Origin of the sequence: Neisseria sp. HMSC078H04 (assembly GCF_001838135.1) — a bacterium.
GTDB lineage: Bacteria > Pseudomonadota > Gammaproteobacteria > Burkholderiales > Neisseriaceae > Neisseria.
On the sequence record NZ_KV835822.1, the window covers coordinates 313,602 to 336,171 of the forward strand.

Below are 22,570 nucleotides of genomic sequence, written 5' to 3' on the forward strand. Positions count from 1 at the left end.
CGGCCAACGCCAACGCGCCATGATTGCCATGGTGTTCTGTCAGCGCACCGACTACGTTTTACTCGACGAACCGCTGAACAACCTCGACATGTATCATGCCCGCTCCCTCATGCAGATCCTGCGCCGGCTGACCGACGAACACAAGCGCACCACCGTCGTCGTACTGCACGACATCAACCAGGCCGCCGCCTACGCCGATTACGTCGTCGCCATGAAAAACGGCCAAGTCGCCATGCAGGGCAAGCCTAACGATATTTTTACCGCGGAAAACATCAAAACCCTATTCGATATGGACGTCAACGTCCTCGATTACGAGGGTAAAAAACTGGTTATCCACCATATCTAAATCCGACAAAAAGGCCGTCGGAAACCCGATTGTTCAGGTTTCAGACGGCCTTTGCCTATTCACAGCATTTATTTTTTATCGTACAAACCGCGCACCACACGACCGATTGCGGCAATGCCTTTTTCCAGCGTTTCCGCGTCCTGCGCAATGCTCATGCGGATGCACTCGTGCGCGTGCGGATAGTCTTGCGTATCGATGCCGACAAAGAAATGCTCGCCCGGAATAATCAGCGTGCCTTCGGCTTTGAGCATTTCGTACAAGGTTTGCGATGAAACAGGCAGGTTTTCAAACCAAAGCCACAAGAAAATCGCACCTTCAGGCTTGTGGATTTTCAACGGATACGCGCCCAATTCGCGTTTGAGCAGGGAGACCGCCGTTTGCGCCTGCTGACGGTAAAACGGCTGAATCACTTGGTCGGCCAGCTGTTTCAGACGGCCGTCGTTTAACAGCGGAGCCGCAATCGCCGCGCCAAAACGGGTTGGCGACAGGTTCACAATCGCATTCAAACTGCTGACGGCTTTGACCACTTCCGGCGCGGCGACAATAATGCCGGTACGCACGCCGGGCAGGCCGATTTTAGAAAGGCTGAAGCAGAGGATGATGTTTTCGTGCCAGTTGAGCGTCACATCGCTGTAAATAATATTCGGGAACGGCATTCCGTAAGCGTTGTCGATAATCAGCGGAATCCCGTGCTCCTGCGCCAACGCATCCAAACGCGCCATCTCGCCGTCGGTCAACACATTGCCGGTCGGGTTGGTCGGGCGCGAACAGCAAATCGCGCCGATTTTGCCCTCTTTCAATTCAGGCAGGCTCTCCAGCGCGTCAAAGTCCACGCGGTATTTGAAAAATCCCGCTTCGCCTTCGTGTTCGACATTTTCAATTTTCGGTTTTACCGAAATAAAATGCTGCCCCTCGACATGCACATCGGCATAACCGATATATTCAGGCGCAAGCGGCAACAAAATGGCTTTCTCAGCCGTTTGGCCGTCTGAAAGATTGAATTTGCCGCCAAACAGGTTGAACAAATAAAAAAACGCGTTTTGCGAACCATTGGTCAGCGCAATATTGTCGGCGGTCAGGTTCCAGCCGTATTCACGGTTGAGAAACTCCGTCAAAGCCGCAATCAGCGCCGCATCGCCCTGCGGGTTGGAATAATTGCCGATATTCTCAACAGCGTGTTCCGCCGCCAACTTGGAAAACACATCGGCGAACACCGCATTGACTTCAGCAATCTTCGCCGGATTGCCGCCGCCAAGCATATTGACGGGTTTGTCACTTTTGAGCGCGTCGCCGAGGTCGTCCATAAGTTGCAGGATGCCGCTGTGTTGCGTGAATTTTTCGCCGAATGCTGAAAACTGCATGGAAACTCCGTTGCTGGGTGCATGAAAACAATAAATTGCTATTATAAGAACAAAGGCCGTCTGAAAACCAGTTATCCTGATTTTTCAGACGGCCTATTTGACGGAATGGTGGCTTGATACAACCTTATTGGTCTACAGGTATTATTTCTTCCTGCCAAAAATCAGTGATATCACCGACAAGATCAAGAAACCGGCAAATAAAATTTTGGCTATGCCTGCCGCACTACCTGCAATACCACCGAAACCTAATACAGCTGCAATAATAGCGATTATAAAGAAAACGATCGAATAATGAAGCATGATTTTTTCCTTTCGGTTTAATATAAAAACGGTCAAGGGAGAGACGACCGTTTATGGTGAAATTCAACGGTCTTAGTTGTTCAACCAATCATCAATTTCTTTTTCAGCTTCATCTTTAGTGCGACCGTAACGCTCTTGGAGCTTACCAGCCAACTGATCGCGCTTGCCTTCGATGATGTCCAAATCGTCGTTTGTCAACTCGCCCCATTTTTCTTTGGCTTTACCTTTAAGTTGCTCCCATTTTCCTTTGATAATATCTTCATTCATGGTTATACCATCCTATCTTATTGATTAATATTTAACTCACGGATAAAACCGCTTGCACTTAACCTTACTTGATAATTTATTAATTTTCAAGTAAAGACAATGCTGATTTTTTAATCAATCAACAAATTTCTTATTAATCTCTTAATTAATCAATAAGTTATACAAAGCTGTTAAATTTTGAAAATATTAAGATATTATTGATTGCCACTCTTTAAGCGTATTCTTTAAATCAATCGGCCTTACTATAAAAACAGGCCGTCTGAAAATCTTTCAGACGGCCTTTTACTATCCAATCTTTCCTTTAACGGCCAAAATTGTCTCGACGTTCACGCCAGTCTTGGCGGATGGAGCCGCTTTTGCCGACCGGTGTGTCTTGTTCGACTTCCCAAATAAAATTCGTTCCGCCGCCAATCGGATGTGAGCCGCGCAAGCCGATGTGGCTGCCTTGGTCGGCAACGGCAGTTCGGCTGTATGTTTGGCCGCCGAAACGGGTTTGCGAGGTTTCGATGCCGCTTTTGATGCTGCCGTAAAGCTGTACGTCGGCATGTGCGGCGAGTACGGCGGTAGAAAGTGCGGCAGTGAGGAGAAGTTTTAAGTTCATGGTTTATCCTTTTTTGGAGAGGAATTGTGTGACGATTGTATCGGCCTTGTGCGTAAACAAGTTACAATTCTTGCAAAATCTGATAGGAGTTTTGATGATGCACTCTTTACGCGCCGCCGCTGTGCAAATCGTGTCGTCCACCGACCCAGAAACCAATATTGCCACCATGAAGCGCCTTGTCCGTGAGGCGGCCGAACAAGGGGCGGATTGGGTGTTGCTGCCCGAATATTGGCCGCTGATGGGCAAAAACGATACGGACAAGCTGGCATTTGCCGAGCCTTTGGACGATGGACGAGTTGGCGAAACCTGCCACACCCGTTTTCAGACGGCCTTAAGCGAAACGGCAAGGGAATGCGGCGTGGTATTGTTTGGCGGTACGGTTCCGCTTCAAAGCCCAGACGCTGGCAAGGTGATGAACACGATGCTGGTGTATGACCGCGACGGCAACCGAATCGGGCTTTACCACAAAATGCATCTTTTCGGCTTTTCCGGTTTGGGCGAACGCTACGCTGAAACCGATACGATACTGGCGGGCAACGATGTGCCGAAATTGAGTGTGGACAATGTTCCGCTGGCGGCCGGCGTCTGCTACGATTTGCGCTTTCCTGAGTTTTTCCGCGTCCAGCAGCCGTTTGATGTTTTGCTGTTACCGGCCGCGTTTACCTATACGACCGGCAAGGCGCATTGGGAATTGCTGCTGCGCGCCCGTGCGGTGGAAAACCAATGCTACGTCATTGCATCAGCACAAGGCGGACTGCATGAAAGCGGCCGCCGCACATTCGGCCACAGTATGATTATCGACCCTTGGGGCGATGTGTTGGCGACGTTGCCGGAAGGCGAAGGCGTGATTTGTGCCGATTTGGATACTGCGCGCCTGCAAAGCGTGCGCACGCGCCTGCCTGCCCTGAAACACCGATTACTTTAAACACGCACTATGTCCCAGTTCCAACCCACACGCATTCTCGGCATCGACCCCGGCAGCCGCGTGACCGGCTTCGGCGTGATTGATGTCCACGGCCGCGAGCATCATTATGTTGCTTCCGGCTGTATCAAAACGCCGACCGGCGCGTCGCTTTCCGAACGCATCGCCGTGATTGTCCGCCATATCGATGAAATCATTCGCCACTATCAGCCGCATCAAGCGGCCATCGAGCAAGTCTTCGTCAACGTCAATCCAGCCGCGACGTTAATGCTCGGTCAGGCGCGCGGTGCGGCGATTGCCGCTTTGGTCATGCACGACTTGCCCGTATTTGAATACACCGCGCTTCAGGTCAAGCAGGCTGTGGTCGGCAAGGGCAAGGCCGCCAAAGAGCAGGTGCAGCATATGGTGGTCCAAATGCTTGCACTTTCAGGTACGCCGCAAGCCGATGCTGCCGACGGACTCGCCGTCGCCCTCACCCACGCCCTGCGCAATCACGGATTGGCTTCGCAACTCAACCCCGACGGCCTGCAGGTCAAACGCGGCCGTTTCCAATGGTAAGCCGACATTCAGGCCGTCTGAAATCGTGTTCCAGCCCGTTTTCAGACGGCCTTTCGGTTATAATAGCCCTTTGCCCACATACAGCGAGCCTTCATGAAAGCCGCCTTCCTTTTTCTCTACCTCATCCGCCTGCTGCCTTTTTGCGTGTTGCACAAGATTGCCGACGCGATCGGTATTCTCGCCTATTACGCAGTCAAACCGCGCCGCAAAGTCGGCGAGGTAAACCTCAAAAAATGCTTTCCCGAGCTAAACGACAGCCAGCGCACTGCCCTGCTCAAACGCCATTTCCAACACATGGCGAAGCTGATGCTCGAATACGGCCTCTACTGGTACGCGCCTGCGGACAAGCTGCGCTCGTTGGTACGCTATCAAGACAAACACCATCTCGACGAAGCCCTCGCCGCCGGCGAAAAAGTCATCATCCTCTATCCGCACTTTACCGCATTTGAAATGGCGGTTTACACACTCAATCAGGATGTGCCGCTGACCAGCATGTATTCGCACCAAAAAAACAAAGCCCTGGACGAGCAGATCCTGAAAGGCCGCCACCGCTACAACAATGTTTTCCTGATCGGCCGCACAGAAGGCCTGCGCGCCATCATCAAACACCTGCGCAAAAGTGATGCGCCCTTTCTTTATCTGCCCGACCAAGACTTTGGCCGCAATGATTCCATTTTCGTCAATTTCTTCGGCATTCAGACGGCCACGATTACCGGCCTCAGCCGTATCGCCGGCATGACCAAAGCCAAGATCATTCCCGCCATTCCTACACGAGAAGCCGACAATACCGTAACCCTGCGCTTCTATCCGGCTTGGGACAATTTCCCGACCGAAAATGTCGAAGCCAACACCCAGCGCATGAACGACTTCATCGAAAAGCGGGTACGCGAGCATCCCGAACAATATTTCTGGCTGCACAAACGCTTCAAAACCCGTCCCGAAGGCGAAAACAGCTTTTATTGACTACATTAAATTACAATTTGAATATGCAAAAAGCGGCGAAATCCTTCTTTCGCCGCTTTTTCATTTTAATTGAATCAAACCGAAACTCATGTTTGACTTCAAACAATCAAATAATATTCCGCTTTAAATGCTTTAAAAACAACTTTTTTCATCGTGATTGAAACTTTCAAACAACCCTATATTTTTTCTAAAATGAAAAATATCAGTCCAAATACACTCTTTTTATTTACATATTAAATTTAATTTCTTTTAAAAACAACATATTGCAAAATAGTTCATCTAAAAAATACATTTTAATCATTCAAAATATGAAATAAAATTAAATTAAAATTTAAAAAAATAAAATAAATATCTAACTTTTGAACAATTATGAAATATAATTGCAAAAATATGACAAGACCTGAAATTTATACTGAAACAAGCCTTCAGAAAAAAATACTTGGCAAACTGTAAAAATTCGCGTAAATTTCACTACATCAAATTACAAAACGTTCAGACGGCCTCGCCTGTTTTAGATACTTTTGTAAGCAGTTTTCTGATATTGCAAGAAATTGCGGTATTTTAGAGGATTTCGGTGCAATGCCCGAAATGAAAGTTTACCGATGCAGAGTTGAGCTGCATCTGTAAAGCCGCAGGTGAAAGCCTGTATTGTTTGTGAAGCGTAAATCTCTGATTTGAGGTATTGGGGCAATCCTGTGGGGGATTGCCTCTTTTTTTATCTGCGCCGTCATGCCACAATGACATCATTCCTTATCCAACCCGATCACGCCATGACTCCGATACTCGCCTTCGACATTGAAACCATTCCCGACGTAAACGGCATCCGCCAGCTTTACGATTTGCCTGCCGATTTGCCCGACAACGAAGTCGTCCTGTTTGCCCAACAGCAACGCCGCGCCAAAACCGGCAGCGACTTTATGCAACACCATCTGCACCAAGTCGTCGCCATCTCCTGCTGTATGCGCTGGGGGCAAGACAAAATCCGCGTCAGCACCATCGGAGATCCCGAAGACAGCGAAGAAGTCATGATTGCCAAGTTCTTCGAGGTCATCGAAAACTATACGCCGCAACTCGTCAGCTGGAACGGCGGCGGTTTCGACCTGCCCGTCCTCCACTACCGCGCCCTGATACACGGCATCAGCGCCGCCCGCTATTGGGACATGGGTGACGGCGATTTTGGCGACAGCCGCGACTTTAAGTGGAACAACTACATCAGCCGCTACCACACCCGCCATTGCGACCTGATGGATTTGCTCGCCCTCTACCAACCGCGTGCCAGCGTGCCTTTGGACGATATGGCCAAACTCTGCGGCTTCCCCGGCAAACTGGGCATGGACGGCAGCAAGGTTTGGGACGCTTATCATGCAGGCCGTCTGAAAGACATCCGCGACTATTGCGAAACCGATGCCGCCAACACCTACCTGATGTACATGCGCTTTCGCATGATGAGCGGCGCGCTCGACGCCGACGAATACGAAGTCGAAATCAAACGCATCAAACATTATCTGGCTGCACAAGCCGAAGAAAAACAACATTGGGCGGAGTTCGTCGCTGCTTGGCGTTAAATCAGGCCGTCTGAACAGCTAAACAGAAAACCAAAAGGGCGTGATCGACACGCCCTTTTTTATATTCAGACAAACCATGCCCGCTAAGCAGGCAAACGCCCCAGCGTGACCCTGTCCAATCCTGCCAAATCCTGTTCGGTTGCCACTTCGGCAAAACCGTTCTCAAGCATAATGTTCCGCACTGCTTCGCCTTGGTCATAGCCGTGTTCAAACAGCAGCCAGCCGTTGGCTTTCAGGTATTTAGGGGCTTCTTGGGTAATGTGGCGGATATGGCTGAGGCCGTCTAAAAAGTCAGTCAGCGCGTTTTGCGGTTCAAACCTCAAATCGCCTTGCGACAAATGTTCATCGCCATCCTCGATATACGGCGGATTGGAAACAATCACATCGTATCGGCCTTTAGACGGCCTGTCGGTATCAAACCACGAACCCTGCGCAAACTCCACTTTTGCGCCCAATTCGGCCGCATTTTGACGGGCAGTATCCAAAGCACCGACGCTGATGTCGGATGCGCGAACATCGGCATCACCGCGTTCAAGCGCGATGGTTACGGCAATGGCGCCGCTTCCCGTCCCCAAGTCCCACACACGGCCTTGCGGCGGCAAGCGTTTGAGTACGGCTTCCACCAAATGCTCGGTTTCAGGACGGGGAATCAGCACATGGGGATTGACAGCAAAGCATCGTCCATAGAACTCGCGTTCGCCCAACAGATAGGCCATCGGCTCGCCTTTCAGACGGCGTTGTACCAAAGCCTCCAAGGTTTGCAGGGCAGATTCTGCCAAATCGTCCATACCGCGTGTAACCAGCTGCGCGCGCGTATAACCCAGCGCATATTGCAATAACATCCGCGCTTCATTTTTGGGCAGTGCCGATTGGCGCAACCATTCATCAAGCGTCATTTTTCGTCCCATCTGCCAGCGTTGTGGCTTTTCTTTCCTTATTCTTTCCGGCAAACGTACCGATGGTGGCAACCGAAAATGCGGCATACCACAAATAAAATCCGGCACCGTAGCGTACGATATCCGCCGTATTCTCAGCTTCATCGACGTGTACGGCTTTCACACTGAAGGCCACCAGCGCCAAGCCCCAAAGTGCCGCATGGACAGGTACGACCTTCTTCCGCAACGCCAGCAAAACAATGGCTGCCAACCAAACATAATTCGCATAGGCCGCACAATATCTTATATCCAAAGAAGCAAAGATCGACCCAAAAATCAAAACGGTTACCCCCTTCATGCTTTCATGATTGCCCAAATAAAATGCAACATTGGACAAAGACGCTATCCACAGGGCAACCGACACCAGCAACATCACTATGGGAAAACTTGATTTCCGATTCTGTTCCTGCATGGTTTTATCCTAATGCAAAAGGCCGTCTGAAAACCTTTCAGACGGCCTGCCGTTTAAATTTCGCTACCGCCGACGGTCAGTCCGGCATCAATCCTCAGGGTCGGTTGTCCGACGCCAACAGGAACGCTCTGCCCTTCTTTGCCGCATACGCCGATACCGCTGTCGAGCGCAGTGTCGTTGCCAATCATGGAAACGTGTTTCAGCACTTCGGGGCCGTTGCCGATAATAGTCGCGCCTTTGACAGGATATTGCAGCTTGCCGCCTTCCACCCACCATGCTTCGGATGCGCTGAACACGAACTTGCCGCTGGTAATGTCCACTTGTCCGCCGCCGAAGTTGGCGGCGTAAATTCCCTTGTCAATGGAAGCGATGATTTCTTCCGGCTCATAGCCGCCATTTTCCATAAAAGTATTGGTCATGCGCGGCATAGGCGCAGAAGCGTAACTTTCGCGGCGGCCGTTGCCGGTCGATTGCGTACCCATCAGGCGGGCGTTGGTTTCGTCCTGCATATAGCCGACCAAAATACCGTCTTCAATCAATACTGTGCGGCGGGTTTCATTGCCTTCGTCGTCGATATTGAGCGAACCGCGTCTGTCGGCAATATCGCCTTGATCCACAACGGTAACGCCTTTGGCGGCCACACGTTCGCCGATTCTGCCGGAGAAAACGCTGGTTTCTTTGCGGTTGAAATCGCCTTCCAAACCATGTCCGACCGCTTCGTGCAGCAACACGCCCGGCCAGCCGTTGCCCAAAACGACGGTCATCTCGCCGGCAGGCGCAGGACGGGATTCGAGATTGGTCAGCGCTTGTTTGACAGCGGAATCGACAAACCGATGTACCAAGTTTTCATCGAAATACGCCAAATCATAACGTCCGCCGCCGCCTGCGCTGCCCTGCTCGCGACGCTCGCCCTGCTTGGCAATGACGGTAACGTTCATGCGCACCATCGGGCGGATATCGGCAGCGTGTTTACCGTCCAAACGGGCGATGTACACCATGTCGTATTCGCAGGTCAAACCGGCCATCACTTGCACGATACGCGGATCAGCGGCTTTGGCCAGCGTTTCGACTTTGTTCAACAGCGCGACTTTGGCGGCGGAATCAAGGCTGGCAATAGGGTCAATCGCCATGTGGACAGGCTTGCCGTAGGCAGGTGTCGGCACTTTGACGCTGGCTTCGCCGCCGGCCGCACCAATCACGCGCACGGCTTTGGCAGAGCGGTTGATTGAATCGATACACAGGCTGTCGGCGTAGGCAAAAGCAGTCTTATCGCCCGAAACGGCACGCACGCCCACGCCCTGATCGATTTGAAAGCTGCCCGATTTGACGATGCCTTCTTCCAAATGCCAACTTTCATAGGCAGTACGCTGACAATAGATGTCGGCATAATCGACATGATTGGCGCCAATAATGCTCAGGCTTTGGGCGAGCAAATCGGGGGAAAGATGGTTGGCTTCGAGCAAATCTCGCTGTACCGCGGCGTAGGTTTGTTGCATAATTTTTCAGACGGCCCGACAAGCAGGCAAAGTTAATTTGGCCTTGATTATACGGTATTTTATATGGCTTTGGATATGTTGATTGTTTGGGTTTATGAGTGATTGAAACAAATCAAAAGGCCGTCTGAAAGATAGGGTCGAAATGTTTGCCTTACCCTATTTCAACCGACCTGTTCGTTTGACGTTCAGAGCCTTTTCAATCACGGCAAAGCCAATACCGCAATTTAATTCCCATACAAAACAAATCATTACAACAAAACCCATTATTTTTTTAATTTTGCTATTGATAATAGTTATTATTAGCGTATAATCAAAACCACTCGGAAGACGTCCTAATCCGAGCCATTAAACAACAGATTTTATCCCCCTCTTCCCCATTATCTCTTGATACTCGGAGTGCGCATATACGAAACATACCTGTTCCCCTTTATATCAGATACTCAAAACCGAAAAACATGAAACCCACTGCCGATACAGTGGGTTTCGTGTTTTGTGGCGTTCGGTTTATCAGGCTTTGCCGACTGCTGATCAGGCCGTCTGAAACCGAATAGAGCTGATTATCGGCAGGTTTTCATGTTCAACTTGCCATAACGGCCGACAATGTTTCTGATGTCTTGGGCATCGCGCTCATCGACCGCCATAAAGACCACGGTCATGCGCGCCACGCTCAAACCGGTATCGGGTGTGCTTCTGTCTTCCTGCTCGACAATGCGCGCGCCGCCGAAACCTGCGCTGGACAAACGTGAAATCAAAACTTGGGCGGAAGAGCGGCTGCGTGTTACGTCAATGCTGATTTCGCCGTTGTGAATACTGCCGCTAAAGCCTCGGCTGCCCAAGGCGTCAAGCTGGGTGGAAGTGTCGCCGTCGGCAGGCAAGACCACGCGGAAAGTTTTGGAAGAAGTCTCTCCACCGGATGCGCCGTTGCGTTTTTCGATACTGCGGCTGGCCGCATGAGGCCATTTGCCCAACAGACCTTTGATGCGGTGGTAATCGTCTTCATCCATCACTACGGTGGCGCTGCTGGTACACAAGCGTTCCACGCCGGCCGCGCCCATCTCTTCTTCGGCGGCACGGCGCTCTTGCGCTTCTTTCTCGCGGCGCATTTTTTCTTTTTTCTCTTTCAACTGCTGCGCTTCTTGCTTTTTACGCAAGGCTTCCGCTTCTTCGGATTCAGGTTCGGCCATAATCAGGCCGTCTGATTCGACCACCACCCAATCGGGTTGCGATGCCTGCTGAGGCTCGGCTTTAGGCGCGTCCAAAGAAGATGGGCGCAATAATTCGTGCGTACCGCCTTCCAAAGCAGATTCGGGTTTGGCGGTTTTATGTTGTGTCCGATAGGCAACCATGCTGCCAAAAACAATGATGTTGAGTGCGACCAAGACCGCAAACAGCCATTTCATGATGCGTTTTCCTTTTTATTGTCCGTTGCTATGGGCAATCCAATGCAATAGCCCGTGAATCACGAGATTATCGACGATTTTCACTTGATTGTCATGAACGAATGACTCCGGCAGCGCCTGCACGACTCTGGCCGCGCCGCCGCCCGTGATAATGATATCGACCGGTTTGCCTTCGCCCGTTTTGTCTTTCAGACGGCCATGCATCATCATCAACGCGCCGCAAACGGCATCCATCATGCCGCTGGCAATGGCGTTCGGCGTTGTGGTTGGGAACGGATATACCTTGCCGATGGGGCGGTTGAGGTTGGCAGTCTTGAGCGCCATCGCCTCTTTCATCAAGTGGAAACCGGGCATGATGGTGCCGCCGAGATAATGATTGTCTTCCGTCAGCGCGTCGGTGGTTACGGCGGTGCCGCAGCTGACGACAACGCAGGCATTTTGCGTAAAACGGCGGCTGCCCAGCGCATTAAACCAGCGGTCGGAGCCATGTTCTTCAGGGCGGCGGTAATGGTTGCGGATACCTAAAGCCTGCGGCATGGAAGACAGCCATTCGACCGGACGGGTTAATTGTTCTTCAACCATCGCTTTTTTTACCGAACCGCACACGGCGCAACCGACAATCTTCACATCTTCATCGGCAAATTGCAGCCATTCTTCACCCAGCTGGGTCAAATCACGATATGGCGCGCGGCCGACTTCGGAAAATGTGCCATTCTCCACCCATGCCCATTTCAACTGACTGTTGCCGCCGTCCAGCAGCAAAAAGCGTTCCGGCTTGGCGACGGCAGGTTGCGCCGGACGGTTATCCGGACGCAAACTGATCTCACCGCTGACAATGGTTTTTTCGCCCTTGTCCGTCTGCAAACGCAACGCGCCTTGCGCATCCACGCCTTTGACCACGCCTTCGTGGACAACGCGCCCTTCCTGAAGCAGCAATACTGGTCTGTCCGTATCGCGGTTGGCGGCATTGTATTCGCCGACACATGACGCAAATCCGTTTTGCGCGTATTCGTTCAATAGCGCATCAAGTTGCGCCAATACCGCATTCAATAAAGTTTTGGCGCTTACACCATGCTTAGAGGCCGTCTGAAACAAAGCCTGCACGGAAGTGGCGTTTTCAACTTCTTTCGGCAATACAAAATTAATGCCGATGCCGATGACGGCGACAGTCTTATTCTCCACCCGCGCCGTTTCAATCAAAATACCGGCCAATTTATCATTGGCCACGACCAAATCGTTCGGCCACTTGATATTTACGTCCAAACCAATATCGGCAAGAGCACGGCGGCAAGCCAATGCCACCACCAACGCCAGCGAACCCAGCTCATATTGCGGCTTGTCAAACGTCCAGCCCAAGCTGAACATCAGACATTCGCCCTGTCGGTTGACCCAACTCCGCCCTTGCCGTCCGCGGCCCTTGGTTTGGAAATGCGCCACACACAAGGCCTTATGCGCCAAATCTGCCGACTGGCGCGCCAATGCCATGATTTCGTCATTGCTGGACGAACATTCGTGTTTCAACTGCGCACGAAAACCCTGTTTCCCAGCCATTTGTTGCAGAGATTCTTCGGCAAACACAGCCAAAGGGCGCACCAAGCGCCATTGCCCGTCGTGCTGGCGCAGCAAACCGCGGATATGGCCCGGCATCTGCTGCCAGAATCCGTTTAATTGTTGCGGCTTCATACCGACCACTCGCGCCAACTGAGAAACGTGTTGCGGCAGGCCGTCTGAAAGCGCGGCGAGCAAAGCCCAATGGCGGCTGTTCAAATCCGTCATTCGCCTCCTCCGGCTTCGCGGATTTTCGCCAAAGTTTTGGTGGTCGAAGTCTGGTGTAAAAACGGAATCGAAAATACTTTGCCGCCACGCGCAAACGTCTCAGCCGCACCGACGATCTTATCCACAGGCCAATCGCCGCCTTTAATCAATACATCGGGTTTGACCATTTCAATCAACGCGGCCGGCGTGTCGTCATCAAACCATGTGACCAAATCCACACTGGCCAATGCCGCTGCCACTGCCGCGCGGTTTTCCAAAGGATTAATCGGACGGTCGTCCCCCTTGCCCTGCCGGCGCACCGAAGCATCGGTATTCAATGCCAACACCAAAGCCGCACCGGCCGATCGCGCCTGCGCCAGATAGGTTACATGGCCCCTATGGAGAATATCGAAACAGCCATTGGTAAACACCAGCGGACGGGGCAATGCCGCCAAACGCTCCGCCAGCTTTTCGGGCGGACAGATTTTAGATTCGAATTCTGGAGCTGACCATTCGGACATGATGCGGTTCCTTTGGGAGTGAAACAGAAAATAACCGGGGTATTATAAAGGATAACGGCGAAACGCCATAAAAAGATACCGAACGGTACAATATTCGGGCTTGATTGCGTATTCATTGATATTTGATATCACGGCAAACGCCATTTTTGCCGATGCCATGATGAAACGGTTTGATAAATACTTTTTTGAAACCTAATTAAATCTAAAGTAAAATTTGGGTATAAACGGAAAAAAGCCTGCATACAATATGCAGGCTTTCATCTGGGGTGGCTGATGGGGCTCGAACCCACGACAACTGGAATCACAATCCAGGGCTCTACCAACTGAGCTACAGCCACCGTAAAAATTGGCACGCCCGACAGGAATCGAACCTGTAACCCCCGACTTAGAAGGTCGGTGCTCTATCCGGTTGAGCTACGGGCGCTCATGCCGATTCGTGCGAAGAATTTTGTGGTCGGGGCGGTGGGATTCGAACTCACGACCCTCTGCTCCCAAAGCAGATGCGCTAACCGGGCTGCGCTACGCCCCGACTGAAGACCTGAACTATACAGACCCTTTTTAACCCGGTCAACACTTACTTTGCTTTATTTTTTCATTTTTTGGTTATCTTATTATTTTTAATCGTTATTTATTTTTATGTTTCGTAATTGAGGCACTCTTTTGTGTCAGGCCGTCTGAAAAATGCGATAATTTAAACGCAATATTTATCCCTATTGAGGAGGAAAAATCATGGCTGCACAACTTATAGACGGAAAAAAAATCTCCCAGCAACGCATCGAGGCGGTCGCGCAGGCGGTAAAAGCGCGTCAGGAAAAAGGTTTGCACACGCCTTGCTTGGCGGTGGTATTGGTTGGCGACGACCCTGCCAGCGCGGTTTATGTACGCAATAAAAAACTGACCTGCCAAAAAAGCGGCATTGAATCGCGCTCTTATGAGCTGCCGTCTGAAACCACGCAAGACGATTTGCTGAAACTGGTGGACGAATTGAATGGCGATCCTGCCGTCGACGGTATTTTGGTGCAACTGCCGCTGCCGGCACACATCGACAGCCAAGCGGTTTTGGAACGTATCGAGCCGCATAAAGATGTGGACGGCTTCCACCCTTACAACGTCGGCCGTCTGGTCGTCAAAATGCCGCTGATGCGCCCTTGCACACCCAAAGGCGTGATGACTTTGTTGGAAGCCTACGGCATTGACCCGAAAGGCAAAAAAGCCGTCGTCGTCGGCGCGTCCAATATTGTCGGCCGCCCGCAGGCGTTGGAATTGCTGCTGTCCCGCGCGACGGTAACCATCTGCCACAGCGCCACGCAAAACCTTGCCGATGAAGTTGCCGCCGCAGATATTTTGGTGGTCGGCGTAGGCATTCCGAATTTCGTTAAAGGAGAATGGGTCAAACCCGGCGCCGTCGTTATCGATGTGGGCATCAACCGCTTGGACGACGGCAGCCTGTGCGGCGATGTGGAGTTTGATGTTGCCAAAGAACGCGCTTCCATGATTACGCCCGTTCCCGGCGGCGTCGGCCCGATGACGATTGCCACTTTGTTGGAAAACACGGTACATGCGGCCTCATTGCACGATTAATCGCTGTCACTAAGTTAGGCCGTCTGAACATGGTTTTTCAGACGGCCTAACCTACTTTTTTTGCTTTTTACCTTATTGGCTTCACATGTCCTTACTCTCTTCCCACTCCGACAACCCGACTTTCCGCAACGCTTCCTATATCCTGATGGGTTTGGCTTTGCTGATTGTCTTGCACTACCATTTGCTGCCGCTGCTGCTGTCGGTTATCCTGACCTATATCTTTATTACGCGCACCAACGGCGTCATCCTCAAACTCCGCCGCCGTGTTTTGCCGCGTAACACTCGGCTGCATAAATCGCTCAATGCGCACAATATCAACCTGATTTCCACTACGCTGACGCTGGCCATCGTGTTCAGCATCATCACGATGATGTCTTTGGGCATTTACCACCTGATACACGGCGGCCATGTCGGCTTTATGTTGGCCAAGCTGGCGGCGATTTTGGAAGACACCAAAAACAGCCAAGACCTGCCTGCGGCTATTCTCAATATGCTGCCCAACAATATGACCGAAATCAAAGCCTCGGCGATCAAGCTGATTGAAGAATACCGCGCCGCGCTGACCCGTATCAGTAAAAACAGCATCACGTCCTTCGTCTACATCCTCATCGGTATCATCATCGGCGCCATGCTCAGCTTCCACCGCCTGGAAATGCGCAAAAACCGCCATAAAATGCCGCTGTTTAAAGCCGAATTGATGCGGCGCATCGTCAATTTTGAAACCAGCTTTGAGCGCGTGTTCCTCGCCCAAGTCAAAATCTCGCTGATCGACACCTTCCTGACCGGCCTGTACCTTTACTTGGTTTTGCCGCTGTTCGGCGTTGACCTGCCGTTTAAAATGACCGTCCTGATCGTCGCTTTTATCGTCGGCCTGATTCCGGTGGCGGGCAACCTGATTTCCAACACCATCATTATTATTTTGAGCCTCGGCGCATCGCTGTACGTCGCACTCGCCTCGCTGGTGTTCCTCGTTGTCATCCACAAGCTCGAATATTTCCTCAACGCCAAAATCATCGGCTCGGAAATCGAATCCAGCGCATGGGAATTGCTGGTGGCGATGGTCGTCTTTGAACGCATTTTCGGCATCGGCGGCATCATCGTCGCGCCGGTTTATTACGCCTATCTGAAAAATGAATTGAAACTGCGAAAATTGATTTAATCAGTTGCGTTTATACACATCAAAGGCCGTCTGAAAACGACAATCGGGTTTTCAGACGGCCTTTGCTTTACCTTTTCTTACACTTTACGGCATAATGGCAGCCACGCATTTCTAGAAGAAAGATAAACAATGTCAACCAAAACCCCATCCCTATTCGGCGGCGCGATGATTATCGCCGGTACGGTTATCGGCGCAGGCATGCTTGCCAACCCGACCGCCACATCCGGCGTATGGTTTGCCGGCTCGCTGGCCGTGTTGCTGTACACCTGGTTTTCCATGCTCTCCAGCGGCCTGATGATTTTGGAAGTCAACACCCATTATCCGCACGGCGCCAGCTTCGACACTATGGTCAAAGACCTGCTCGGCCCGGCTTGGAACATCATCAACGGCGTTGCCGTCGCCTTCGTTTTATACCTGCTCACCTACGCCTACATCTTCGTCGGCGGCGATCTGACCGCCAAAGGCATCGGCAGCGCGGTAGGCGGCGAAATTTCGCTCACCGTCGGCCAACTCGTCTTCTTCGGCATTCTCGCCTTTTGCGTTTGGGCATCCGCACGCTTGGTTGACCGTTTCACCAGCATCCTCATCGGCGGCATGGTATTGACCTTTATTTGGGCAACCGGCGGCCTGATTGCCGATGCCAAAATTCCTGTCTTGTTCGATACCCAAGCCCCTTCCGGCACCAGCTACTGGATGTATGTCGCCACCGCCCTGCCCGTTTGCCTTGCCTCATTCGGTTTCCACGGCAACGTTTCCAGCCTGCTCAAATACTTTAAAGGCGACGCGCCCAAAGTAGCCAAATCCCTGTGGTCGGGTACGCTGATTGCCTTGGTGATTTACATCCTCTGGCAAATCGCCATCCAAGGCAACCTGCCGCGCAGCGAGTTCGCACCGGTTATCGCCGCTGAAGGCCAAGTTTCCGTCCTGATCGAAACGCTGTCCAAGTTCGCCCAAACCGGTAATATGGACAAAGTGTTGACCCTGTTCTCCTACATGGCAATCGCAACGTCCTTCCTCGGCGTAACGCTCGGCCTGTTCGACTACATCGCCGACATCTTCAAATGGAACGACAGCATCTCCGGCCGTACCAAAACCGCCGCGCTGACCTTCCTGCCGCCTTTGATTTCCTGCCTGCTCTTTCCTACCGGCTTCGTTACCGCCATCGGCTACGTCGGCCTGGCAGCAACCATCTGGACAGGCATCATCCCCGCCATGCTGCTCTACCGCTCGCGTCATAAATTCGGCGTCGGCAAAAACTACAAAGTTTACGGAGGATTCTGGTTGATGGTTTGGGTCTTCCTCTTCGGCATCATCAACATTGCCGCCCAAATACTGAGCCAAATGGAACTTGTCCCCGTATTTAAAGGTTAAATTCCCTTAAGGCCGTCTGAAACACCCTCTTTCAGACGGCCTAATTCATTATTTTCCGCTACAATACCCCCTTTCCCCCAACGAACACCGTCCATGTACGACAATATCCGTTTCCATCTCGACGAAGACTATCCCGACCAGCTCCCGCCCGAAAACGCCGCCACCCACATCGGCATGTACTGGCAGTGGGCGGCGCAGGCAGGCCTCGTCAACCCCGTCTGGCAAACCGCCCCAGAAACCGCAGCCGACTTCGCCGCCATGACCTCGGGCAAAATCAGCGGACGGCACTTCCTGCTCAAACACATGGACGGCGCATTGACGGCGGACGACTTTACCGAACTCGGCCAACGGTTTACCGAGTTCTACTACACCGACGAAGAAGACGGCTACGGCGCATTTATGGAAGACTACATCCTCGCCCTCGACACGCCCTCGCTCGGCGGCTTCTACCACGCCAAAAACACCCCGGAAACCTTCGCCAAACTGACACCCGTTTTTCAGACGGCCTTTGAAAAATGGAAAAGCAGTTTGAAAGCAGAAAAATAAGAGCCCTAACCATGAAACTCATCATCCTCGACCGCGACGGCGTCATCAACCAAGACCGCGACGATTTCGTCAAATCCGTTGACGAATGGATTCCCATCGAAGGCAGCATGGATGCCATCGCCTTTTTAACGCAGGCAGGCTACACCATCGCCGTGGCCACCAACCAATCCGGTATCGGCCGCAAATACTTTACCGTGCAAGACCTGACCGAAATGCACGCGAAAATGCACCGCCTTGCCGTTCAAGCAGGCGGTACCATCGACGGCATTTGGTTTTGCCCGCACACCGCCGCCGACAACTGCGAATGCCGCAAACCCAAGCCCGGCATGATTATCGACATCATCGAACGCTTCAAGGCCAATGCCGCCGAAACCTGGCTGGTTGGCGACAGCCTGCGTGACCTGCAAGCCATTGATGCCGCAGGCGGCAAATCCGCGCTCGTCCTGACCGGCAAAGGCAAAAAAACGCTGGCCAAACACGAGCAAGACCTGCCCGAACACACCCAAGTCTTCGACAACCTACTCGCTTTCTCGCAATACATCATGCGTGAAAACACACAAATCGAAGAAGCCGCGCAAGCCATCCTATAAACGACAAGGCCGTCTGAAAACTGCCGACAACGGCGTTCAGACGGTCTTCAAACGACTGACTTTTCCCCGATATGCTGATTATCCGCAACCTGATTTACTGGTTCATCCTTTCCTCTAGCATTATTTTGCTGTTCCCCTTTATGCTGCTTGCCCTGCCCTTTCAAGGCGGCGCGCACAAAATGGCGCAAGTTTGGGTGCGTATCCTCAACTGGTCGCTCAAGCACATCATCGGCTTAAACTACACCTTAAGCGGCGTGGAAAACATTCCCGACCACCCCGCCATCATTTGCTCCAAACACCAAAGCGGCTGGGAAACCCTCGCCCTGCAAGAAATTTTTCCGCCGCAAGTCTATGTTGCCAAACGCGAACTCTTCAAAATCCCTTTCTTCGGCTGGGGCTTGAAGCTGGTTAAAACCATCGGCATCGACCGCAGCAACAGCCGCGAAGCCAACAAACAACTCTTAGAACAAGGCCTTGCGCGTAAAAACGAAGGCTATTGGATTACCATTTTCCCCGAAGGCACACGCCTGTCGCCCGGTGAAAAAGGCCGCTACAAACTCGGCGGCGCGCGCATGGCAAAAATGTTCGAGATGGACATCATCCCCGTCGCACTCAATAGCGGCGAGTTTTGGCCGCGCAACTCCTTCCTCAAATACCCCGGCACAGTCAGCGTCATCATCGGCAAACCCATTGCCCACAACAACGGCAATGAAGCCGAACTCATGACCCAATGCGAGCAATGGATTGAAAGCCAACAGCCCCTGATTACCGGACAAGGCCCGTTCGCGCCCAAAACCAAATAAATCATTCCATCGGGTGGGCCGCTATGCCCGCCCTTTTCATGCCGTCCAATATTTTTCTCAACATCATGCCTCACCTCCATACCCACACCCTTTCAGACGGCCTCACCATTCATATCCAGCTCAAACGCAGCGCCAAGAAAAACCTCATCTTGCGCCCCGTTTCCGCCGATACCGTCAGCATCAATATCCCTCCGTTTGTTTCCCAGCGCACCTTTACCCAATGGCTGAACGACAACGAGGCTATCCTGCGCCGCACCCTAAACAAAACACCGGCTCAGCAAACACCCACCGACACGCTTCCCGAATGGATTTGGTACCAAGGCGTTCAGACGGCCTTGTCCATCCACACGGCAAACCACATCCAAATCAGGCCGTCTAAAATCCTGTTGCCCGAAAAAGAAACCGCCGCCCAACTTATCCATTTGCGCCGCTTCCTGCACGAGCGTGCGCGCGAATATCTGCTGCCGCGCCTCGAAGGCCATATCCGAACCACCCGCCTGACCCCGAGCGCCATTTCCCTTTCCAACGCCAAAACCTTCTGGGGCGTTTGCCGCCACACTACCGGCATCCGCCTCAACTGGCGGCTTATCGGTGCGCCCGAATATGTCGCTGACTACGTCTGCCTGCACGAACTCGCCCACCTGCGCCATCCCGACCACAGCCCTGCGTTTTGGGCTCTGACCCACTCGCTCACGCCGCATGTAGACCAAGCCGAACAATGGCTGAAGGCGCACGGCGGCGAATTATTCCACCTCGGCTAAGTCTTTCCAGCAGCATTTTTCTGCAAGCAAACACCAGCCCAAAGCAAAGAATCAACGCCCTCCAAACAAATCATGTAGCCGCGCGTAAAATCAAGTTTATCCGCTTGCCGCCCCTCAGGCATGCCGATAAGATGATTTCGTTCTCAAAACCCTTTTCAGAAAGGAAAACCGATGACCAAAGCAAAATCGTTACTGGCCACCGGCATTTTGACTCTTTTCTCCGCCACGGCATTCGCCTCCCCACTGCCTTCCGAAATTTACCGTCCGGATGGCGCGCACACCATCAAAGCCGATCATCAAGGCGACGGCGAATTTGAATACGAAGCCGAACTTTCCGGCCAACGCAATTCCATTCCTTCCTTGGCCAAAAAAGTGATCGCCCACGCGCGCAGCAAAGGTTTCCATGTGGTTGAGTCTGAAATCAAACACGACGATGCTGATCTGAAACTCAAACGCGGCAAACAAGAGCTGGACGTTTCCATCGAAGACAAAGGCCAAGGCCGTATCGAATACAAAGCCGATTTGGACTTGGACAAAAACTAAATCCGACTCGCAAACAAAGGCCGTCTGAAATCCCATCAGGTTTCAGACGGCCTTTTGTCGTCTTTATCAGATAAAATGGCAATCGGTTTGCAAAATTTCCGACTCAAAACATTGTACAATCTGCCCACTTATACCGATAACATTCCAAACATTGCCATGAAAAAACGTCTGCTCCTCCTCGCCATCCTTCCCCTTTCCCTTCACGCCGCCGATGTGCCGCCCGACGTAAAACCCGAGCTTCAAGTCAACACAGCCGAACCCCAACAACCTGAAACGCACAACATCCCTGCCGAGCAGACAAACAGGCCGTCTGAAAAAATCATCAACGTCGATGCCGACATCCTGCTTGCCAACACCGAATTGCTGGCACGCGCTATGTATTCCGCCGTTATCGCCCACAATATCCCCGGCATCAAAGCCGTTTTGCCCATTTACGAACAATGGCCAGAACACGACCGCGCCATGGCACGCTATGCCAAAGGTTTACTTGCCCAATCCGAAGGGCGCGCCGCCGAAGCCGTCGGCCATTACCGCCGCTTTATCGCCGAGCAACCCGACGCTTCCGCCGTCCGCTGGCAGCTTGCGACCGCCTTGTTTGAAGACAAACAAAACGAAGCCGCGGCCGACCAGTTCGACAAACTGCAAACCGAATCCCTCCCGCCTGCCTTGCAAGAACGCCTCGAAACCTACCGCAAAGCCCTGAGCGAACGCGACTCATGGCAATTCAACGCCGGCCTGAACATCACGCGCGAGCAAAACATCAACCAAGCTCCCGGTCAACGCCGTCTTGGCAACCACCTGAGCGACGAACAATGCCGCGCCGTGCGCCTTGCCTATCCCGACGACGACTGCTTCCGAGGCTGGACATTCCCCGAACCCATCGATGCTACAGCCATCCATTACCAAATCGGTGCAGAAAAAAAATGGTCGCTGCCACGCGGCTTCTATGCCACGGCTGGCGCAGACCATTACGGCAAAATCTACCCCAAACACACCAACTACAACGACCTCACCATACGATTCTCGGCAGGCATCGGCTATGCCGACCAGCGCAACGATATCGGCATTACCCCGTTCCACGAGCGCCGCTTCTACGGCAACGACCCCTACACCTACACCAACGGCGCACGCCTCCACTACAACCATTGGTGGCAACCCAAGCTGCAAACCCTCAGCGCATTTGAAGCAGGCCGTCTGAAAAACAGCCGCCGCGAGCATTCCAACAATACCAGCCAACTGCTCAGCAACTCCATCGTGTACTACCGCAACGCGCGCCAATACTGGGTAGCCGGTATCGACCTCTACCGCGAACGCAACCGCGACGACAAAAGCGACAGCTTCAACCGCTACGCCCTGCGCACCACATGGGGACAAGAATGGCCCAAAGGCCTCTCCACCGTCCTACGCCTCAGCGCCGCCCAACGCCGTTACCAAGCCCCCGGCTTCTTCAGCAACGAACAAAACCGCCGCGACAAAGAAGCCTCCGCCTCCCTGAGCGTATGGCACCGCGCCCTCCATTTCAAAGGCATCACCCCGCGCCTGACCATTGCCCACAACAAAACATGGAGCAACGACAAGTTCTACGAATACGGCAAAACCAAAATGTTTGTCGAATTGAGCAAAACGTTCTGACAAGTAGAATCAATCTGTAGATAAAGCAAAAATGCCTGTCCTGCATACTGATTTACAAGACAGATTCAAACTTTTACAGATACCGGATAAATAGATTTTTAAGGCATAACGCCTCATTAAATTCATATTTATCAAATAGATGAAGTTTAAGCCCATATTACTTTACGACGTAACGTACAACA

The 22,570-nt window shown here is 52.2% G+C and carries 23 protein-coding genes, 3 tRNA genes and 1 pseudogene; 14 read left to right on the forward strand and 13 right to left on the reverse strand.

The window, feature by feature from the left end:
• Positions 1-346 (forward strand): annotated as a pseudogene (locus tag HMPREF2560_RS01710) (iron ABC transporter ATP-binding protein); the annotation flags it as partial.
• A gap of 68 nt (positions 347-414) precedes the next feature.
• On the opposite strand, the gene HMPREF2560_RS01715 reads toward HMPREF2560_RS01710, so the two are convergent.
• The 4 genes from HMPREF2560_RS01715 to HMPREF2560_RS01730 form a co-directional block, all read right to left on the reverse strand.
• Entirely contained in the window at positions 415-1,707 is a 1,293-nt protein-coding gene (locus HMPREF2560_RS01715; RefSeq protein WP_070607295.1) for a valine--pyruvate transaminase, read from the reverse strand.
• Positions 1,708-1,848: 141 nt separating this feature from the next.
• Positions 1,849-2,007: a DUF1328 domain-containing protein gene (locus HMPREF2560_RS01720; protein ID WP_039862543.1), complete on the reverse strand. Its 159-nt coding sequence runs from the start codon at positions 2,005-2,007 to the stop codon at positions 1,849-1,851.
• Between the two features lie 72 nt (positions 2,008-2,079).
• On the reverse strand, positions 2,080-2,274 hold the full coding sequence (locus HMPREF2560_RS01725; RefSeq protein ID WP_070607298.1) for a CsbD family protein: 195 nt from the start codon (positions 2,272-2,274) through the stop codon (positions 2,080-2,082).
• Positions 2,275-2,575: 301 nt separating this feature from the next.
• Positions 2,576-2,875, reverse strand: a complete 300-nt coding sequence (locus tag HMPREF2560_RS01730) for a porin (protein WP_070607300.1) — start codon at positions 2,873-2,875, stop codon at positions 2,576-2,578.
• Between the two features lie 94 nt (positions 2,876-2,969).
• Between HMPREF2560_RS01730 and HMPREF2560_RS01735 the strand changes: the two genes are divergently transcribed.
• From HMPREF2560_RS01735 to HMPREF2560_RS01750, 4 genes are all read left to right on the forward strand, one after another.
• A complete protein-coding gene (locus HMPREF2560_RS01735) occupies positions 2,970-3,800 on the forward strand; it encodes a carbon-nitrogen hydrolase family protein (protein WP_070607303.1) in 831 nt (276 codons plus the stop codon).
• A gap of 9 nt (positions 3,801-3,809) precedes the next feature.
• A complete protein-coding gene (gene ruvC / locus HMPREF2560_RS01740) occupies positions 3,810-4,355 on the forward strand; it encodes a crossover junction endodeoxyribonuclease RuvC (protein ID WP_003684216.1) in 546 nt (181 codons plus the stop codon).
• A 78-nt stretch (positions 4,356-4,433) separates the two neighbouring features.
• On the forward strand, positions 4,434-5,318 hold the full coding sequence (locus HMPREF2560_RS01745; protein WP_283132695.1) for a lipid A biosynthesis lauroyl acyltransferase: 885 nt from the start codon (positions 4,434-4,436) through the stop codon (positions 5,316-5,318).
• Positions 5,319-6,088: 770 nt separating this feature from the next.
• Positions 6,089-6,883, forward strand: a complete 795-nt coding sequence (locus HMPREF2560_RS01750) for a 3'-5' exonuclease (protein WP_039863832.1) — start codon at positions 6,089-6,091, stop codon at positions 6,881-6,883.
• Between the two features lie 83 nt (positions 6,884-6,966).
• Here HMPREF2560_RS01750 and prmC read toward each other — a convergent pair whose 3' ends face one another.
• From prmC to HMPREF2560_RS01795, 9 genes are all read right to left on the reverse strand, one after another.
• Positions 6,967-7,779 carry a peptide chain release factor N(5)-glutamine methyltransferase gene (gene prmC, locus HMPREF2560_RS01755; RefSeq protein ID WP_070734833.1) on the reverse strand — a complete coding sequence of 271 codons (813 nt, stop codon included), beginning with the start codon at positions 7,777-7,779 and terminating at the stop codon, positions 6,967-6,969.
• On the reverse strand, positions 7,769-8,230 hold the full coding sequence (locus HMPREF2560_RS01760; RefSeq protein ID WP_070734831.1) for a hypothetical protein: 462 nt from the start codon (positions 8,228-8,230) through the stop codon (positions 7,769-7,771). The genes prmC and HMPREF2560_RS01760 overlap by 11 nt, the downstream gene beginning before the upstream one ends.
• Positions 8,231-8,283: 53 nt before the next feature.
• A complete protein-coding gene (tldD, locus tag HMPREF2560_RS01765; protein ID WP_070734829.1) occupies positions 8,284-9,726 on the reverse strand; it encodes a metalloprotease TldD in 1,443 nt (480 codons plus the stop codon).
• Between the two features lie 557 nt (positions 9,727-10,283).
• Positions 10,284-11,126, reverse strand: coding sequence for a cell division protein (locus tag HMPREF2560_RS01770; protein ID WP_070734827.1), 843 nt, complete (start codon positions 11,124-11,126; stop codon positions 10,284-10,286).
• A gap of 15 nt (positions 11,127-11,141) precedes the next feature.
• Complete coding sequence (locus HMPREF2560_RS01775) at positions 11,142-12,902, reverse strand: bifunctional biotin--[acetyl-CoA-carboxylase] ligase/type III pantothenate kinase (RefSeq protein ID WP_070873662.1); 1,761 nt, start codon at positions 12,900-12,902, stop codon at positions 11,142-11,144.
• The gene (locus HMPREF2560_RS01780; protein ID WP_141745162.1) at positions 12,899-13,405 is read right to left on the reverse strand and encodes an adenylyltransferase/cytidyltransferase family protein; all 507 of its coding nucleotides are present in this window, start codon (positions 13,403-13,405) and stop codon (positions 12,899-12,901) included. Before HMPREF2560_RS01780 ends, HMPREF2560_RS01775 begins: the two co-directional genes overlap by 4 nt.
• Before the next feature lie 259 nt (positions 13,406-13,664).
• Positions 13,665-13,740: transfer RNA gene (locus HMPREF2560_RS01785), tRNA-His, on the reverse strand.
• A gap of 9 nt (positions 13,741-13,749) precedes the next feature.
• Positions 13,750-13,826, reverse strand: a tRNA-Arg gene (locus HMPREF2560_RS01790).
• A gap of 27 nt (positions 13,827-13,853) precedes the next feature.
• Positions 13,854-13,931: transfer RNA gene (locus HMPREF2560_RS01795), tRNA-Pro, on the reverse strand.
• A 200-nt stretch (positions 13,932-14,131) separates the two neighbouring features.
• On the opposite strand from HMPREF2560_RS01795, the gene folD reads away from it, so the two are divergent.
• The 9 genes from folD to HMPREF2560_RS01840 all read left to right on the forward strand — a co-directional run bounded on the left by folD (position 14,132) and on the right by HMPREF2560_RS01840 (position 22,388).
• Positions 14,132-14,983 carry a bifunctional methylenetetrahydrofolate dehydrogenase/methenyltetrahydrofolate cyclohydrolase FolD gene (folD, locus tag HMPREF2560_RS01800; protein WP_070607312.1) on the forward strand — a complete coding sequence of 284 codons (852 nt, stop codon included), beginning with the start codon at positions 14,132-14,134 and terminating at the stop codon, positions 14,981-14,983.
• Between the two features lie 85 nt (positions 14,984-15,068).
• A complete protein-coding gene (locus tag HMPREF2560_RS01805; RefSeq protein ID WP_070607315.1) occupies positions 15,069-16,142 on the forward strand; it encodes an AI-2E family transporter in 1,074 nt (357 codons plus the stop codon).
• A 129-nt stretch (positions 16,143-16,271) separates the two neighbouring features.
• Positions 16,272-17,513, forward strand: a complete 1,242-nt coding sequence (locus HMPREF2560_RS01810; RefSeq protein WP_070607317.1) for an aromatic amino acid transporter — start codon at positions 16,272-16,274, stop codon at positions 17,511-17,513.
• 93 nt (positions 17,514-17,606) lie between these two features.
• The gene (locus HMPREF2560_RS01815; protein ID WP_070607320.1) at positions 17,607-18,059 is read left to right on the forward strand and encodes a DUF7832 domain-containing protein; all 453 of its coding nucleotides are present in this window, start codon (positions 17,607-17,609) and stop codon (positions 18,057-18,059) included.
• An 11-nt stretch (positions 18,060-18,070) separates the two neighbouring features.
• A complete protein-coding gene (gmhB, locus tag HMPREF2560_RS01820; protein ID WP_039862535.1) occupies positions 18,071-18,649 on the forward strand; it encodes a D-glycero-beta-D-manno-heptose 1,7-bisphosphate 7-phosphatase in 579 nt (192 codons plus the stop codon).
• 71 nt (positions 18,650-18,720) lie between these two features.
• Positions 18,721-19,452, forward strand: a complete 732-nt coding sequence (locus HMPREF2560_RS01825) for a lysophospholipid acyltransferase family protein (RefSeq protein ID WP_070607322.1) — start codon at positions 18,721-18,723, stop codon at positions 19,450-19,452.
• Between the two features lie 65 nt (positions 19,453-19,517).
• Positions 19,518-20,213, forward strand: a complete 696-nt coding sequence (locus HMPREF2560_RS01830) for a M48 family metallopeptidase (RefSeq protein ID WP_070607406.1) — start codon at positions 19,518-19,520, stop codon at positions 20,211-20,213.
• A gap of 171 nt (positions 20,214-20,384) precedes the next feature.
• Positions 20,385-20,756 carry a hypothetical protein gene (locus HMPREF2560_RS01835; RefSeq protein ID WP_070607325.1) on the forward strand — a complete coding sequence of 124 codons (372 nt, stop codon included), beginning with the start codon at positions 20,385-20,387 and terminating at the stop codon, positions 20,754-20,756.
• A gap of 156 nt (positions 20,757-20,912) precedes the next feature.
• Positions 20,913-22,388 (forward strand): surface lipoprotein assembly modifier, encoded by a 1,476-nt coding sequence (locus tag HMPREF2560_RS01840; protein ID WP_283116254.1) that lies wholly within the window; start codon positions 20,913-20,915, stop codon positions 22,386-22,388.
• The last annotated feature ends 182 nt before the right edge of the window (positions 22,389-22,570 follow it).